Annotated in this window: 16 protein-coding genes; 7 read left to right on the forward strand and 9 right to left on the reverse strand. The window is 65.7% G+C overall.

Annotated features, from left to right (window positions below; translation table 11 throughout):
- Positions 1–101: 101 nt before the first annotated feature.
- On the forward strand, positions 102–491 hold the full coding sequence (locus tag OG439_RS27370) for a hypothetical protein (protein ID WP_326943681.1): 390 nt from the start codon (positions 102–104) through the stop codon (positions 489–491).
- On the opposite strand, the gene OG439_RS27375 is transcribed toward OG439_RS27370, so the two are convergent.
- From OG439_RS27375 to OG439_RS27385, 3 genes are all read right to left on the reverse strand, one after another.
- Positions 455–1312 (reverse strand): hypothetical protein, encoded by an 858-nt coding sequence (locus OG439_RS27375; RefSeq protein ID WP_326943682.1) that lies wholly within the window; start codon positions 1310–1312, stop codon positions 455–457. The genes OG439_RS27370 and OG439_RS27375 overlap by 37 nt on opposite strands.
- A 231-nt stretch (positions 1313–1543) precedes the next feature.
- Positions 1544–2086, reverse strand: coding sequence for a hypothetical protein (locus OG439_RS27380; RefSeq protein ID WP_326943683.1), 543 nt, complete (start codon positions 2084–2086; stop codon positions 1544–1546).
- Between the two features lie 40 nt (positions 2087–2126).
- Positions 2127–2408 carry a hypothetical protein gene (locus OG439_RS27385; RefSeq protein ID WP_326943684.1) on the reverse strand — a complete coding sequence of 94 codons (282 nt, stop codon included), beginning with the start codon at positions 2406–2408 and terminating at the stop codon, positions 2127–2129.
- 120 nt (positions 2409–2528) lie between these two features.
- On the opposite strand from OG439_RS27385, the gene fxsT reads away from it, so the two are divergent.
- The gene (fxsT, locus tag OG439_RS27390) at positions 2529–4787 is read left to right on the forward strand and encodes an FxSxx-COOH system tetratricopeptide repeat protein (RefSeq protein ID WP_326943685.1); all 2259 of its coding nucleotides are present in this window, start codon (positions 2529–2531) and stop codon (positions 4785–4787) included.
- Here the strand turns inward: fxsT and OG439_RS27395 are convergent.
- The 3 genes from OG439_RS27395 to OG439_RS27405 are packed head-to-tail and all read right to left on the reverse strand — an operon-like array spanning position 4768 to position 6692.
- A complete protein-coding gene (locus OG439_RS27395) occupies positions 4768–5838 on the reverse strand; it encodes an MFS transporter (RefSeq protein WP_326943686.1) in 1071 nt (356 codons plus the stop codon). The genes fxsT and OG439_RS27395 overlap by 20 nt on opposite strands.
- 47 nt (positions 5839–5885) lie before the next feature.
- Positions 5886–6242, reverse strand: coding sequence for an MFS transporter (locus OG439_RS27400; protein WP_326943687.1), 357 nt, complete (start codon positions 6240–6242; stop codon positions 5886–5888).
- A 39-nt stretch (positions 6243–6281) separates the two neighbouring features.
- On the reverse strand, positions 6282–6692 hold the full coding sequence (locus OG439_RS27405) for a hypothetical protein (RefSeq protein ID WP_326943688.1): 411 nt from the start codon (positions 6690–6692) through the stop codon (positions 6282–6284).
- 209 nt (positions 6693–6901) lie between these two features.
- On the opposite strand from OG439_RS27405, the gene OG439_RS27410 reads away from it, so the two are divergent.
- On the forward strand, positions 6902–7570 hold the full coding sequence (locus OG439_RS27410) for a hypothetical protein (protein WP_326943689.1): 669 nt from the start codon (positions 6902–6904) through the stop codon (positions 7568–7570).
- A 34-nt stretch (positions 7571–7604) separates the two neighbouring features.
- The gene (locus OG439_RS27415) at positions 7605–8015 is read left to right on the forward strand and encodes a hypothetical protein (RefSeq protein ID WP_326943690.1); all 411 of its coding nucleotides are present in this window, start codon (positions 7605–7607) and stop codon (positions 8013–8015) included.
- Here OG439_RS27415 and OG439_RS27420 read toward each other — a convergent pair.
- The 3 genes from OG439_RS27420 to OG439_RS27430 all read right to left on the reverse strand — a co-directional run bounded on the left by OG439_RS27420 (position 8005) and on the right by OG439_RS27430 (position 10622).
- Entirely contained in the window at positions 8005–8292 is a 288-nt protein-coding gene (locus OG439_RS27420) for a hypothetical protein (RefSeq protein WP_326943691.1), read from the reverse strand. The genes OG439_RS27415 and OG439_RS27420 overlap by 11 nt on opposite strands.
- Before the next feature lie 90 nt (positions 8293–8382).
- On the reverse strand, positions 8383–9549 hold the full coding sequence (locus OG439_RS27425; RefSeq protein WP_326943692.1) for a tyrosine-type recombinase/integrase: 1167 nt from the start codon (positions 9547–9549) through the stop codon (positions 8383–8385).
- Between the two features lie 908 nt (positions 9550–10457).
- Positions 10458–10622 (reverse strand): hypothetical protein, encoded by a 165-nt coding sequence (locus OG439_RS27430; protein WP_326943693.1) that lies wholly within the window; start codon positions 10620–10622, stop codon positions 10458–10460.
- Between the two features lie 1230 nt (positions 10623–11852).
- Here OG439_RS27430 and OG439_RS27435 point away from each other — a divergent pair.
- From OG439_RS27435 to OG439_RS27445, 3 genes are all read left to right on the forward strand, one after another.
- Complete coding sequence (locus tag OG439_RS27435) at positions 11853–13505, forward strand: pentapeptide repeat-containing protein (RefSeq protein ID WP_326943694.1); 1653 nt, start codon at positions 11853–11855, stop codon at positions 13503–13505.
- A gap of 202 nt (positions 13506–13707) precedes the next feature.
- The gene (locus tag OG439_RS27440) at positions 13708–14109 is read left to right on the forward strand and encodes a hypothetical protein (protein ID WP_326943695.1); all 402 of its coding nucleotides are present in this window, start codon (positions 13708–13710) and stop codon (positions 14107–14109) included.
- A gap of 530 nt (positions 14110–14639) precedes the next feature.
- A complete protein-coding gene (locus tag OG439_RS27445; protein WP_326943696.1) occupies positions 14640–15104 on the forward strand; it encodes a tyrosine-type recombinase/integrase in 465 nt (154 codons plus the stop codon).
- The last annotated feature ends 28 nt before the right edge of the window (positions 15105–15132 follow it).

Genomic DNA, 15132 nt, shown 5'->3' on the forward strand with positions numbered 1-15132 from the left:
TCTACCTCGCCTTGACTTGCACGCTATTCCGGATCCATCGACGTCCCTTCTCTGAATGGACAGTAGCCACCATACCCCTGCTCAACCGACACAGCGTCCGCATGAATCGGCACTGCGCCACCCGGCGGTTACACAGGCTGAACGGGGCCTCGGTCGTGCGCCTCTCGTGGATGCACCCGTACATGCTCCGCCACACCTTCGTCACAAACATGCTCGACGTCGGCGTCGACCTACGCGATGTCCAGATCGCAGCCCACCACGCCGCCCATGAACGCCCATGCATTACGAACGCGCCCGCAAGAACCTCGACCGGCACCCGAACTCCGTCCCCGCGGCGTACATCGCGTCCGCGACCTGACGCCCGACGCACTGTCTTGCCGAGTTGCGAGCATCGTATGCTAAGCGCATCTCACCCTGGAAATGACGCAATTTTGCGAGTGGCCGATTTATTCGGTTATCTGCGCCGTAGAACGCCGTTGCTCAACCATTGAACGAGTGTCACGGCTAGATGAACAGATGCCTCTGCCTCCAGCCGGCTTTGTCTCCGAGAATTGGTTGCACCGGCGTGGCGCGACTGTCCCTCCCAAAGCAGTTTAAGCATGCCGACTAGGCGGTCAGGAGCCGAAGGTTGCCCTGTTTTATCACCGATCACCAGTACCCATTGACTGCTTTGGCTCGTAAGGTCGCGAATTGCAGTACCCAACGTCGGCATGTCGTTGTTCGGGCAGATCAGCGGGCAGGAGACCGCCTCGACTGCGAGGACCGCCTCATCGTAGGCACGATCAGGGTCCGGCTCAACGCCGTAAGCAGCATCCCAGGCTCGAGTTAGATGCTCGCCGGCTTGGGCAGCAGGGGTTTCCGCCCCAGCATCCAATGCGCCTTGCACAGCTTCGACGACCGCGTCGGCGACAGATGGAATGACCCGGCGTTCCAGGCCGTCTTCGTTCGCAGTCAAAGTCCAGGCCGCCCCGCCGCCGATGAGCAGTCGCCGTAGTTCGTCGACGGGTCGACGCGAGCCAACATAGCGTTTCCATGGCCCCTGGCGCAGATGGAGCAGCGCGTCAACGAGGTCCAGCAATTCCTGGACACTGAGATCATGGAAGTCATCCGGAAGCTCGTTGCGGTGCAGTCGAAACAATAAGTCATCGTGATGCAGACTTCCGGGAGCTGGCGACGTGGCACGGGCCCAGTTGGTAAGAACCCCTCGAACATAGCCAGGCAGGCCATTGTCGACCTTGCTTCGAACAGTGTTGTCAGGGCCCAAGCCAGCCAGACGCCGGCTGAGTGGGGTCCAGGATCCGGTGGTAGTCACGGTGGAATATTACCTATTCTCCTGCCTCGCTGCCGCCACGTGAATGGCGGCGAAGGTTGGCACGGTCGAAGTCACTGTTGCCGGTCCGGTAATTGATCTCACCGTGGACGCCAATCACCATCGCTGTCGCAGAGGTGAGTCGCCAGAGGACATAGTTGACCATCGGCGTTCACGCGATCGGGTTCGTCCGACGGTCGACCCCAAAGCGAGACCAGAGCGGTTGAACGACTCTCATCCAGGCATCTCGGCATACCCAACCTGGTCCGGCCCAACCCCGCACAGGCACGGGGCTGCGAGGACTGGCCGATCGCGTGGACGCCGTCGGGGCCAGCTGACGCTTCGCTCCAGCCACACAACCGGAACCCCTGCCTTCGGCAGCGCCGAGCGTCGCGCGGCGAGTAGCACCTGGGCGCGCGGTTGCCCCGGCAATGGCGGAAACCGCAGGTCGGCGATCAACTCCAGCCCGGCGTCGGCTGGCATTCCGGCCACCTCCTGGGGATGGTACAGGCGAGTCGTCCAGGGCACCGGCGGGCCGCCGTAGCCCTTGGCCTGCGGCACGTCGCCGTCACCGACATGGGTGCCAACCAGGGCCTGCCAACCGGGCACGAGTGTCTCAACGAAGGTCTTCAGCACACCGGCTAGGTCCTCGCGCAGGCTGAACAGCGACCAACAGCCGAGCACGCCGCCCAACGATGCCGGCGCGAGGTCGAGTTCTGTCGCCGACGCGACAGCGAACCGCAGGTCGGGATAAAGCCGCCGGGCATGCTCGACCATGCGCGGCGGCAGGTGGACACACGCAGCGTCCAGCCCGAGTTCAATGAGGTGTGCGGTGATGGTTGTCTGGGCCGTAGCCGACGTCCAGGACCGGGCCGAGCCCGTGGACGGAGTCGACGAAGGCGACAAGCGCGGCCCGTAGCCGCGGCTGCTCGTCCAAGCGGCCCTCACCGAGCTCCGCGTAGGAGCCGGCGACCCGGTCATAGGACTCACGGACCTTAAGAAGATCGGATGGCTGCGTGGAGGGAACTCTATTGAGCCCGCGTTCAGGCGTCGTTCCGAATTCGCCACCGGATGTGATCATCGCCGCGGACGGGCTCATCAGCCCGCGCGACCACCCTTGTGCCCGAACGGCTGATTTCAACCCGTCCGGAGCCCCCCCGAAGGTGAACGAGGTATCTTGGTGGTGTTCCAGGTTGACACATGATCAAAGGGAGGGGTCATGGGCCGATCGGAGCGGCGGCTGTTCCCAGAGTTGTATCCGCTGCACGCGTTCGCGAACGAATTGCGCAAGGTCAGGGCCCGCGCTGACAGCCCTACTTATGCCGCCATGGCGCGCCGCACCGGGAGGTCGAGCACCGCACTGTCAGAGGCCGCCGGCGGCGACAAACTGCCGACCTGGGACACCGTGGTCTCCTACGTCACAGCCTGCGGTGAAAACCCGAACGAATACCGCGCACTCTGGGAAACCGCCCACGAACAGAAGAAAGCCGAGGGAATCACTGACTACGACCCGGCTTCGACCATGACGGTTCCTGCGTCGCTGTCCAATCCTCCGCGCTATCCCGCGCGACTGTTCATCGGCCGAGACGGAGTACTAGCAGAAATGGAGGAGCTCCTCCAGCAGAAAGGCAGCGGGCTAGCAATCGGCCCGGCGTTGCACGGTCTGGGCGGAGTCGGCAAGACCGAACTGGCGATCCAGTTCACGTATCTGCATCAGAACATGTACAACCCCGTCTGGTGGGTCAACGCGGACACGGCGGAAAATGTCACAGCGGGACTCGCCGCGCTGACGAGGAGCCTGGAACCCCGTTGGCCGATCTCCGCCGGCGCCGCGGACACAGCCGCGTGGGCGATCCGGTGGTTGGCAACCCACGAGAACTGGCTCCTCGTGTTGGACAACGTCGTGAACGTCCAGACGATCGAACCGGTTCTGGCCATCGCCACCCGAGGACGAATCGTCGTCACGAGCCGACGCTACCTGGACTGGCGGGCGCTCGGTCTTAGCCCCCTGTTCATTCCCGTTCTGACGACAGAGGAGAGCGTTGACCTGTTGGCCCAGCGCACCGGTCGCCACTCCGACCTAGGCGAGCTCACAACTTTGGCCAGCGAGTTCAACGGCCTTCCGCTGGTGCTTAACCATGCAGCGGCCTACCTCGTCGAACGGCCACATGTCCAGCTCGCACAGTACCGCGACTGGCTGAACGAACAGCCCCTGAAACTGCTCGGAACGCCTTCACCGACGCACCCCGGCGACGGACTTGTCGCCAAGACGTGGCAGGTGTCGATCGATGCCATCACCGCAGCCGATCCGCTGGCCGACACCGTGTTGAACGTGATCGCTCACCTCGCTTCCGACCACATTCCCGTCAGCCTGTTCAGCCCGCTAGCGAGCCCGCTGGCCGTCGAGAACGCGGTCTCTCTGCTGGCTTCGTACAGCATGGTGACCAGAACCACAACTAGCCTCAGCGTGCACCGGCTAGTGCAGGCGGTTGTTCGTTCGGAGCACACCGACGGAGAATTTTTGACGCTGGCCATCGACCTCCTGCGGCGCGCTTTGCCGGACGACGATCCCGAGATCGCCATCGACGACTGGGCGACGTGGGCGGAATTCGCTCCCCATGTCGGGGCGTTGTCCGTGCGGCTTTCCGACTACGAGGCGCTGATGAAGGCTCCCGACGTGGAGCGCGTGGGCGACGTGCTCCAACGGTGCGCTTTCTACCATCGAGGCCAGGGACGCTATGCGGCAGCCGTGGCCCTCTTCGAACAGTCACTCGCCATCCGGCAACGCTCCTTCGGTGCTGACCACTTGAGCACCATCGAGGCGAAGTACGTACTGGCCGGCGGCTACTGGTCGATCGGGAGGTTCGAGGACGCGGTCACGCTCGCCAGCTCAACGTTCGAGGCACGACGTTCGGCTCTCGGCGCAGATCATCTCGACACTCTGCAGAACGCCATCCACGTGGGCCTCGGACTCCGGGAACTCGGACGGTTGGACGAGGCGATCGAGCTTACCGAGGAAACGCTGGACAAGCTGGTCCGGGTGGCCGGCAACGACCACCCGGAGACACTTCGTGCGCGTAACAACCTCGCCGGCTGCTACCGGGCTGCGGACCGGCACACCGAGGCGATGGCGCTCTACCTCAGTACCTTGGAGGACCGGCGCCGCATACTGGGTCCGCGGCATCCAGACACCCTGCAATCGCAGCACAACCTGGCGGGTGGGTACGAGGCGATGGGTCACCTCCCCGAGGCGATTGATCTCTTGGAAGCCATCCTCGACATTCGCGTGGAACTGCTGGGTTCCGATCACCCGGACACTTCTCACACCCGGTTCAACCTCGCTCGCGTGTGCGCTGCGGCAGGCCGCCACGACCAGGCGAAAACGCTCCTGCTGAAGACAGTGGAATCCCGTCGTTGGCGCCTCGGCCCCGACCACCCCGACACCCTCAAAGCAGAAGTCAGTCTCGCCGAGGTTTAAGCAGCGCCTGGTCCGGGGTAGCGTCCCCGTCGTCGTTCGCACGGTTGTGCAGCGTGTCACGCACTTGCCGGACATCCATCGGCACGGTGCGCGATGCGCAGTAGTACATCACTCCGGTCGGTATGAAGAACAGCTGGAACGCCGCAAGCCCGACAGCGTAGTTCAGAGGTGGTGGCAGCGCGGGTGCAAGCACACCAAACACCGCGCCCACGACCCCATTGCCGGCCGACCTGCCCAGCGAGTTGACGAGGTTTCCCGCACTGTAGACAATAGCGCGGTGTTCGGGCAGGTTGACGTCGGCGATCAGGGCCAGCCAGTTCGGTGAATTGGCGGAAGTCAGCGCCAGGGCGAGTAACGCCATCAGGAAGCTGATGCCCACCGTTGGTTCCGTCAGCAGACTTCCCACGATCGCTCGGAGGACGTCCCCCGTCCCGGCTCCCGCTGCAATCGAGATCCTCAACGGCAGGAAAAACAGCACCACGTAGAACGGAATTCCGGCAAGCACACCGACCGAGGCGACCATGGCTCGTCCACGCAGGCTTCGCCGCTGCAGCCGGTCTCCGACCACACCACCGAAGACAGACAGCACTCCGCCCAGCTGGAACACTGCCGCGAACGCCGATCCTACGACGATCGCGACCTGCTGGGTGTAACCCTGCTGTTCGACCTTCGCCTGCAGAAGCCGCGGCATCCAGACCAACGAGCCGAACACCAATTGCGCGGGCAGTCCCTGGAGGATGAGCAGCAGGTTGCTGCGACGCACGAGGATCCGCCGGAGGTCGCCACGATCGATTCGATGGTGGTACTCCCGGCCGGAGGCGAACATCTCGCTCAGCTCGGGTTCGCTTTGGCCTCGGTAGATCCTGCCGGTCGGTAAGTAGGCGACGGCGGCGAAAGCCCCCGCCAAGGCCACGATGGTGAAGGGGTGCCTCCAGTCTGCGGCCCCCAGCACGCCACCCAGTAGCGTGCCCGTGAGGGTCGCCGCTCCCTGCGACAACCCGAACAGACTCATCATCAGTCCCCGCCGGCGAGGCGAAATCAGGTCGCTCACCACCGCGAACCCGACCGACGCCACCGCGCCCAGACCGACTGCGGCGGCTACTTGGAAAGAAAGAACACGAGGTAGCCGTCTGCCGCGCCGGTCGCGCCGGTCCCCGCGGTCCACACCAGGGTGCCGACCACGAGGATCCAGCGCCGACCGTGACGATCACCCAGATAGGCCCAACCGACGGCGGAGAACGCGGCGACCAGATAAGCAGACCCGACGACCAACCCGATGGCACTTTCCGGAACACCGAACCCGTCGCTGATCGGGCTGATCAGCGGCGGCACCAATCCGATCGCTGTATTGTCCAGCGACGTGAGCAGGACGAAGACAATCACGGTGTAGAAGCGCCGAACCACGCCGGGTGAATTGAGGTGAGCCGCAGCCGCGCCCTTGGCCATGGTGGACATCACATCACCACGAACCGCCGGACGACAGGGCTGACCGGATTACACGTTGATGGCGATACACGCGATGCGCCGCGGCCAGCCACCAAAATCGTCGAACGCCCCGCACACGTAATTTCCCGTCGACACCCAACGGTTGATCGCCCAGGATGCTGTCTCACACCGTTCGGCCGTCGAGTAGAAACCCTGGGTCCACGACTCGAACCGACCGCACCCGTAGGACTGGTTGGCCCCGGTGCCGACCTGGATGTAGATCGAACTGACCCACTGCTGGTGGGTGCTTCCGTTCTTCGCGCCGGTCTGCACGTTGATGATCACGCCGTCGCCGGCCGCCCAGACGCTCTCGGCCTGCGCCGGCGCGGCGGTTGCGAAGACTGTCCCGAGGGCGACGATGCCCACCAGCAGGGGAGCCAGTGTGCGACGCCAACTCGAACTGCGCGCGAATTCACCCATCTCGATTGTTCCTTCCATTGCTGGACGCGTTCCACGTCGACCCGTCCTCCGCTTCAGGTCTACCGCTGCACGAGGTTGTCCAGGGCGCGCGGCGGTTAACGAGATGCACCGCTGAGCGATCGGCGGGACCGGTAGACCGCCGCGCGGCCTGGACAACCCGCAGCGGTCGTAGAACTGGTGCCGGACTTCGACTTGAGAGGAGAACCTCCATGCAAATCCTGCTTCGCGCACTGCTCGGGTTGTTGGCGCTGCTCGGTGCAGCTCTGATGACTTCGCCTTCGGCGCAGGCCTACACCTCGCCGGACATCTGGGTGGGCAGCCCGGTCGACGGGACCTGGGGATGCTGCAGTTCCTGGGACACGACGGCGGGCGGCGGTCATCACAAGCTCGCGAAGGCGTCGCCTACCAACGACTGGGCCTCCGACCTCACCGCGGCCGCCGGTTCGCCGGCGCGCCTGTACGTTGCCCCGTCGAACTCCGCTCTGGGCAACGCGGTGACGACGAAGATCACCCTCGTCGATGACAACGCGTGTACGAACGGTGGAGGGGGTGACTTCGTCACGGTTGGCGTCTACTACAACGGAACCCTGTACGGCCGGGCGACGTTCGCCCACATCGACAGGGACGGCTCGCTCTACGTCGGCAAACCGGTGCCCCGGTGGGGGACCTACCTGGGAAACGTCGCCAACCTGTCCGGGGGTTCCACCGGCGGCTCGAACTGCTGGACCGGCCCACACGTGCACTTCGAACTCCGGGCCGAGACGAACTACGCCTGCTGGAACCGTGGATACGACCGCGCGGGGTATCCGCTGACCCACACGAACTTCCTCGGATTCCTCAGCGGCCCCCTGACGGCGGCCGCCACCGCGTGCCCGTGAACTGCTCCATCAAACAAACCGAAGGAGAAGAGCAATGTCGCGTCAACGAGCACTCCAGGCAGCCGTCGTGATAGCCGCCCCGGCGTTGCTGTCCGGGCTCGCCGCCAACGCACCGGCGACGGCGGCAACAGGGAGTACCGTCAACATCTACACGTACTGCTCCAGCGCGAGCGTCAAACCCGTCGGCATGTGGTATCACGCCAGCTCGGGCCAGCAGGGATGGGCGAACTGGGGCGCGGCCAACCCGTCGCAGGGTGCCCAGTGGTTCAACTTCCATCTCAACAGCACCGACGACCGGGTCGACCTCTCGATCGGCTGCGGCGGAACGCCCCAGAACTGGGGAAAGGCCATGTCCGGGGCCATCGCGGTGTTCAAGGTGCCGTCGCAGAACTTCACCGCTAACTGCTCTGAAGCGGGCTACGCCTGTCGGCTGATCAACGGCTGACCCCCACCGATACCGGCCCGGTGATCCACTCACGATGCCGCCGATCCTCACACCACGCCCGCTCCAGCAACTCAGTGTCCACGTACACACCGTCTGACTGCTCGGTCGAAGTGCTGTCCGAGCCAGCGGTCTGCGTCTGGGCCACACCGACTGGACGCCCTGTAGCGGATACGGCGGCCAGCGCCTGCAGCAGGACCGGTCCCACCTCCGACCAGCCGATCAGCAACAACGGACCCACCGCATCGAACAACGCCTTCCCCACCTCACCAGCGATCAACGGCTCAGCCTCTTAACCAGCGGGTTCGGGGTTCGAGTCCCTGATGGCGCACAGCCGGAAGCAAAGCCCACCAACGGTTTCCCTGCAATTTCAGGGTCGCTGTCGGTGGGCTTTGTTGATCTGTGGGTCCGCGCTGGGGCCGTCGTGTGTCCCACCCAGAGTCCCGCCGACACGGATGAAGCGCGGACCGGGTCCGGCCGCTCGACGCCTCCCTTGTCGGCTAGAAGCAGCACCTGACCTGCAGATCTTCCGGCCCCGGTCATAGCCGGCGCGGCGGACCAGGCTCGCGGTCGCCTCCGCGCAGGCCTGAGCCAGCGACGGGAGCACGCTGGTGTACGTGTCGGCCGTCAGGACGATGCTGGCATGGCCCAACAGGGCCTGCACGGTCTTCAGGTCGTTGCCCGCGGCCAGGGACAGCGTCGCCGCGCCGTGGCGCAGGTCGTGGAACCGCACCGGTGGCAGATCAGCCTTCTCGATCAGCCGACGGAACGTGTGCGACACGTAACTCGGGCTCCAATGATTGCCGTTCTCCCGCGCGAACACCCACCCCTCAGCAGCTCCCCCACCCTCACGGCGCTGCGCAGACCGCAGCCGGACCAACAGCGCGACCGTGCCCCGATCCAGCGACACTGCGCGGCCGCTGGCCGCGGACTTCGGCAGACAGATCACCGCCCGACCGTCCCGCTCCTGAATCTGATGAGTCACCGTCAACGACGCCTCAACCAGGTCGAGATCACACCAGCGCAAGCCGAGGACCTCACCACGCCGCAGCCCGGTCAGGGCCGCGACGTGAAACACCGCGTGCAGCGGATGCGACCCGGCGTGCCGGAGGAACGCGGCCGTCTGCTCAGCCGTCCACACCGCCACCGGCGGACGCTCACCGGTCGCCCACCACACCGCCACCCGCGCCTCCGTCCACACCACCGCCCGCGGCCGCCGCAGCGACGGCAGTTCCACCCACCGCGCCGGATTACTCGTAATCAGCCCACGCCGGATCGCTCCGTTCAGCGCCGCACGCAGCACCTCACGTATCCGCTGCAAGGTCGTCGGCGACAACGGCCGGACCCGGCTGGCGTTTGCTCGCAGCAGGCTCGTGAACATCGCCTGCACCCGTCCGATCGTCAGCTCCGCCAGTGCGACGTTCCCGAGGCCGGGCCTGAGGTAGTCCCGCACAAGCTGGGTGTAGATCCTCCGCGTTGCGGGACGAATCGCGTGCCGAGTCGCCAGCCAGATATCCAGCCACTGCCCCAGTGTCACCAAGCTCAGATCAGGATCAACATCCTCACCTCGCCAGTACCGTTGAGCCTGTACCGCAGCCGCTCGAGACCGAAACCCGCCACGCCGCAGCCGGCACCGCCCACCATCGCGCTGCCCCGGCAACTCCACCGTGAAGTACCAGCTACCGTGCCCCCGCCCAGACAGCCGGGGACAACGCGGCCTATACGGACGTCCCGTCTCCGGATCGACACACCCACACCGCTTCCACACACCACGCTCCGCCATCACGACTCCCTGCCGCCAACCGCTCCGTCAGCTCAGGGTGCGCCCGTCTTTGAGCAGATGGAGAAATCCGCAGGCCTCGGCGTTGCCCTGGCGAGACTTCCACACCGGCGCCGCGGTCGCCACCGCCAGCCCGCACTGTCGCGCCAGCGCCACGCCGTCCGCAACACCGCGGCGGTATCGCCCGGATCGAGCTGTCCGAGCTGTTCGGTCAGGGCTGCGAGGGCGATTGTGTGGCCGGGTGACTCATCGGCATCGGGGGCTACCGTCGCATCTTGGCACCGCACCGTCACCGTTGGGCCGACCCTCCCGGTGGCATGCTGACCGGTTGCGCATCGAACTGGTGACCGCACCGGCGGTCCGTCCTGTCGCCAAATGACCCTATGACGACAGGACAGAATCCGCTCCAATCGACCAGCCGGATCAAGGAGAAATCCGGCTCACGTATCAATGACTGAAGTCGAAGCCGCCGGCCACCACGGGTGCGCTCATCCGTCCTTCCGGCTCCGGCCGAGGAAGCCGCCGACGACTCCGCTCCCGAGCCCGATGACAGCGACGATGACGACCGGGGTGAAGTCCCTCGTCACGAGCCAGGTTACCGTCATGGCGACAACCAACAGGACGACCCCGATGAGCAGACGGTGCCTGATCAAGGAACTCTCCGTTCAGGGGTTGAAGTAGCCTACTGCGCCGGCCAAGCCGTAGGCCGCGTTGGTGGTGAGGTCATCCGAGCTGCCGCCGCCCGCACCGGTTCCGATGCCGGCGCCGACCGCACCGTAGACCGCCGCGAGGCCGATGCCCAGCGCGATGCCGACACCTCCCGTCGCCACCCCCGCCGCGACGGCGTAGGCGCCGCAGTCCGGCAGACGCTCGACGACCTGACACCGGCACCCACCCCGGTCGCCGTCAGCGCCCTCGGCCCCAGCGCCCCCTGCAGGGAGCGCTGGAACTGAACCTCCAGCACGCACGAAACATCTGACGGCGACCGGCCTTGTGCCGGCAGGAACGACGGTGCCCAGGCCCAAGGACTGCACGTCCCTCCTTTCTACGGACGCAAAGAAACGAGCTTTCCCCGGTTTTTGTCAATCAAGACTTCTGGTGGCCCCGGGCACTGGCGACGCCCACGGCCACACCCGCGGGCAGCGCGAGCAGCAGCCCAGATCAGCGCGGGGAAGCCCACGGTGCCGAACGTGAGGCCGCTGATGGGCCCGACGGCGCGCCTCACGCGGCCGCGGGCCATCCGCGGTGGAGAACACAGCCACAGCAGCTGCCTGCCGAAGCCGACTCAGCCAGCCAGGCAACGGCGGCCGGCGGGCGCTGATCAACCCCTCGACCGACATACAGGTCACCGAAGACCAGGTCCAGCCGCGGCGCCTGCAGCTCGTCATCGCCCCGGCCGCCGTCCGCGCCGGGATCGGGTCCATCCAGCTGCGGTCGGGCGCGACGATCTACGGCCGGTGGAGCTGTCGCTGCGCCCAGTCGACCGGCATGGCCTGCTGCTCGGGCTGCACGTCGAGGCCCGGGACCGGCGCCGCGGCGTCGGCCGCGTGCTGGCCCGAGCCGCAGCGGCTCGCGGCGACGGGTTCAGCTGGAGCGCCAACCTGCCGGACGAGGCCGGACGAGGCCGCGTTCTGGCCTCGAGTCGAATCACCGCGCGCCGACGAACCGGTGCTCGCACCAGGACGCCGCTGAACTGCGCATCGAACTCCGCTGGCCGAAAGGGCGATCGACTTCCCGTGCCTCGCGGCAGGCTCGCGATGTCGGCCGCAGGAGCCGCTGACCGCGCGCGCCGACGTCCGGTCATTCCGACGAGCGGACGTTGTCAGGTCGAGGCCGTCGAGTGGCCTGTCTCAACGCGTTCCGTCGATGAAACTGGGCTCGCCCCTGTTTGTTGCACGTCCTCGGCAGTTGTCGCTGATCGGACGAACGTGCCTGCTCTTGGGCAGCCTTCCTGGTTGGACTGTTACAGCGATCGGCTTCCGGGCGATTGATCGTCTATGACAAGGTGGGGAATCAAGCCGACTCGGCGGCCGGCCGTTGGCGTCCTGGCGCTCGGCGGGGTGGCGATACTGGTCGGCGCGATCGTGTTGCCTGGTTGGATCGACTGGCCGACGCTGGGCGGCTGGGCACGGCTCCACGCGTTGTCGCTCGTACTGTTCACCGTTGGCGCGGGCATTGCTGTGGTCGGCGGTTGGATGCTGCGCGGTGATCGTAAGCGACACAACCAGCAACCGGGGATGAGCTGGTGGTTCGTCGTCGGGGCGGCCGTCGTGGTAGTCGTCGTGGCCTGGGCTGCGACCAGTTGGTTGCTCGGCGAGGCTGCCGTGGCGAAGGATGCAGGTGCCGCCCGTGTCGAGGCGATCAAGACCGGACTCGGGATCGGTGCGGGCACGACCGGGATCTTCGCCCTGTTGCTGGCGGTCCGACGGCAGTGGCACAACGAAGTCGACGCGGCCGAGAAGAACCTCACCGAGCTCTACACCAAGGCGGCTGACCAGCTCGGCTCCGCAGAAGCTCCCGTACGCCTGGCCGGCCTCTATGCCCTGGAACGGCTCGCACAAGACAACGCTCGCCAGCGGCAGAGCATCGTCAACGTCGTCTGCGCCTACCTGCGCATGCCCCACGAACCACCTGGCGCTGATCGGACCGCGGAAGTTCGACTCGCTGCTCAGCGCATCCTCGCCGACCACCTCCTGCCGGGCCGCAGCGCCTTCTGGGATCACATCGACCTCGACCTCACGAGCGCGCACCTGATCCACTTCAACCTGGGAAACTGTCGGATGCGCAACGTCCGCTTCAGTGGTGCGACGTTCATCGGGGACGCCGCGTTCAGCGGCGCGACCTTCACCGGGGACGCGCGCTTCGGTGGTGCGACCTTCACTGGGAACGCCCGGTTCGGCGTGGCGACCTTCGCTGGCACCGCTCAGTTCGGGGAAGCTAGCTTCATGGGACAAGCCCGGTTCAGCGGTGCGACATTCTTGCGCGCCGCTTCTTTCGGTTCGGCGACCTTCACCGAAAGTGCTCAGTTCGGTGATACGAACTTCGCTGACAACGCTCAGTTCGGTGACGCTCTATTCGCCGACGATGCACAGTTCAAGAAGGCTAAGTTTGAAGGAAATGCCGGTTTCGCCAACGTTTCCTTTACTCTTCGCACCGCATTCCGCGCGGCACTGTTCCGTGGTGAAGCCAGGTTTCACGACACCGTCTTCGGAAGAGGCGCAGCCTTCAGCGGGGCGACCTTCGTCGGCGATGCGCGTTTCAGGCATGCCACGTTCAGCGACGGAGCCGAGTTCGACGGGGTAACTTTCGGGCATCGGGCCAGATTCGGCAGTGCGGCTTTTGCGGGTTGTACGCGGTTCGACCGGACGACTTTCTCGGACTATGCGGGGTTCGGTCGCGCGACGTTTGACGGTGAAGCTCGGTTCGACGGCGCGGGGTTCCTTGCCGGCGCCGGGTTTGGCGGCGCGACGTTCGCGGGGGATACGGGGTTCGAGACGGTGACCTTCACGGGCAGAGCGGAGTTCGGCGGCGCGACGTTCGCGGGGTCGGCCCGATTCGACGGGACGGCGTTCAATCACAGTATCCTGTTTGACGGCGCGACTTTCAACGGTGAGACCGGATTCGCGGGTGCGACACTGAGTGGCAACCTCGCGTTCGCCCCGTGGCGCGGGCGAAGGCACGCTGACCTACCGAGCGAAGCCTTCCGCGGTTAAGGGACACCGCATCGATATGTAACCGCGGTGGATACTGACAGCTGATCAGCGCTCCGGTTGGATGCTCTAAGGCACAAACTCGTGTCCGCGTCGTGAGCAAACATCCGCTCGTGCCGCTGATCAGTCGCCCGCTGGGAGTGGTCATGGTTGCGGTTGGTGACTCCGACACGTGAGGATGCGGCTCGAGTGAGCTGGAGGATTCGTGCACGAGTTGAGCGATCAGGAGCTGGTTGCCGAGCGCAACCGCGGCCTCTTCACCCGGGCTGCCGGCTTCGAAATCGAGTTTTTCGCGCGCGGCAGCAGCACAGCGCTACGGTTCACGGACGGCCAGGAGCAGCCGATCGCCGGCTTCCCGTGGTGGGACGACGTCTGCCGCGATCTGCAGACGTGGACCTTGGCCGATGTCCCCCTGGGCGACGTCAGCCACCCGTACCGCGATCTTGACCAGTGCTGGCACATCCTGATCTGGCGGCATGCCGACCGTGTCTACATCGCCGAGGGCGAAGACGAGACATCGTTCCACAACCTGCACTGGGTGGCGGCTGACGAGTACGCCAGCGCCTGGACCGACGCTCTGGCGCAAGCGCGAGCGATGCCATCCTGACACTCGACCTCTGTGGCACGGCGCACTCGTCTGCCGCGTGTGGGTGTCTGCCGTGGTGGTATCCGAGCTTCACGTCGACCGTGGATTCCATGACCACGACACCGGAAACTCGCCCAACGCCACCGTACGATGATGACCTTGTGCTCCGACTTGCCACGGAGGCCCACCTAGGCCGCTACACCGCCATGTCCCGCGTCCACACACAGTCTGACCTGCAACTATTCTTCGTATGGTGCGCTGATCACGGCATAGGCCCCCTGGCGATCCGGCGGACACAGATCGAACGCTACGTACGGTGGATGCAGGAAGTCCGCCGGTTCAAGCCCTCCACGGTGTCGCGTCGGATGGCGGTGGTCACCGGCTTCTACCGGACCTGCGTGATCGACGCCGTGCTCGAGCACTGACCTGCCGACTACGTCCGCCGGCCCCTCGTCCCCGCGGAATCACCCACCCTGGGGCTGTCGCATCTGCAGTTCGAAGCGCTGTTGTGTGCCGCCCGCGAATCAGATAACCCGAATGACTTCGCATTGGTGGCGATGCTCGGGCTGTTGGGCCTTCGGATCTTCGAAGCCTGCGGCAGCGACGTCTCCGACGTCGGTGAGGAACACGGGCACCGGGTACTGCGGGTGGTCGGCAAAGGCACGAAGATCGTGTTGGTGCCTTTGCCTCCTGCGGTCGGACGAGCCATCGACCGAGCTGTCGGTGACCGGCCGGCCGGGGCGATCCTGCTCAACCGGCGGGGCGGCGGATGGACCGGCACTGCGCCACCCGCCGACTGCACCGGCTGGCTGAGCAGTCGGTGGTGCGGTTGCCGCGGATGCATCCGCACATCCTTCGTCACCACGATGCTGGACGCCGGGGTCGATCTGCGGGATGTGCAGATCGCCGCTCGTCACGCCGACCCGCGCACCACCATGCGTTACGACCGAGCACGCAAGAACCTCGACCGACACCCGAACTACATCCTCGCCGCCTACATGGCCTCCGGCACCTGACCGCTCAGACCGACCACGAGCCCGCCGC

The organism is Amycolatopsis sp. NBC_01307 (assembly GCF_035975215.1).
Classification (GTDB): domain Bacteria; phylum Actinomycetota; class Actinomycetes; order Mycobacteriales; family Pseudonocardiaceae; genus Amycolatopsis.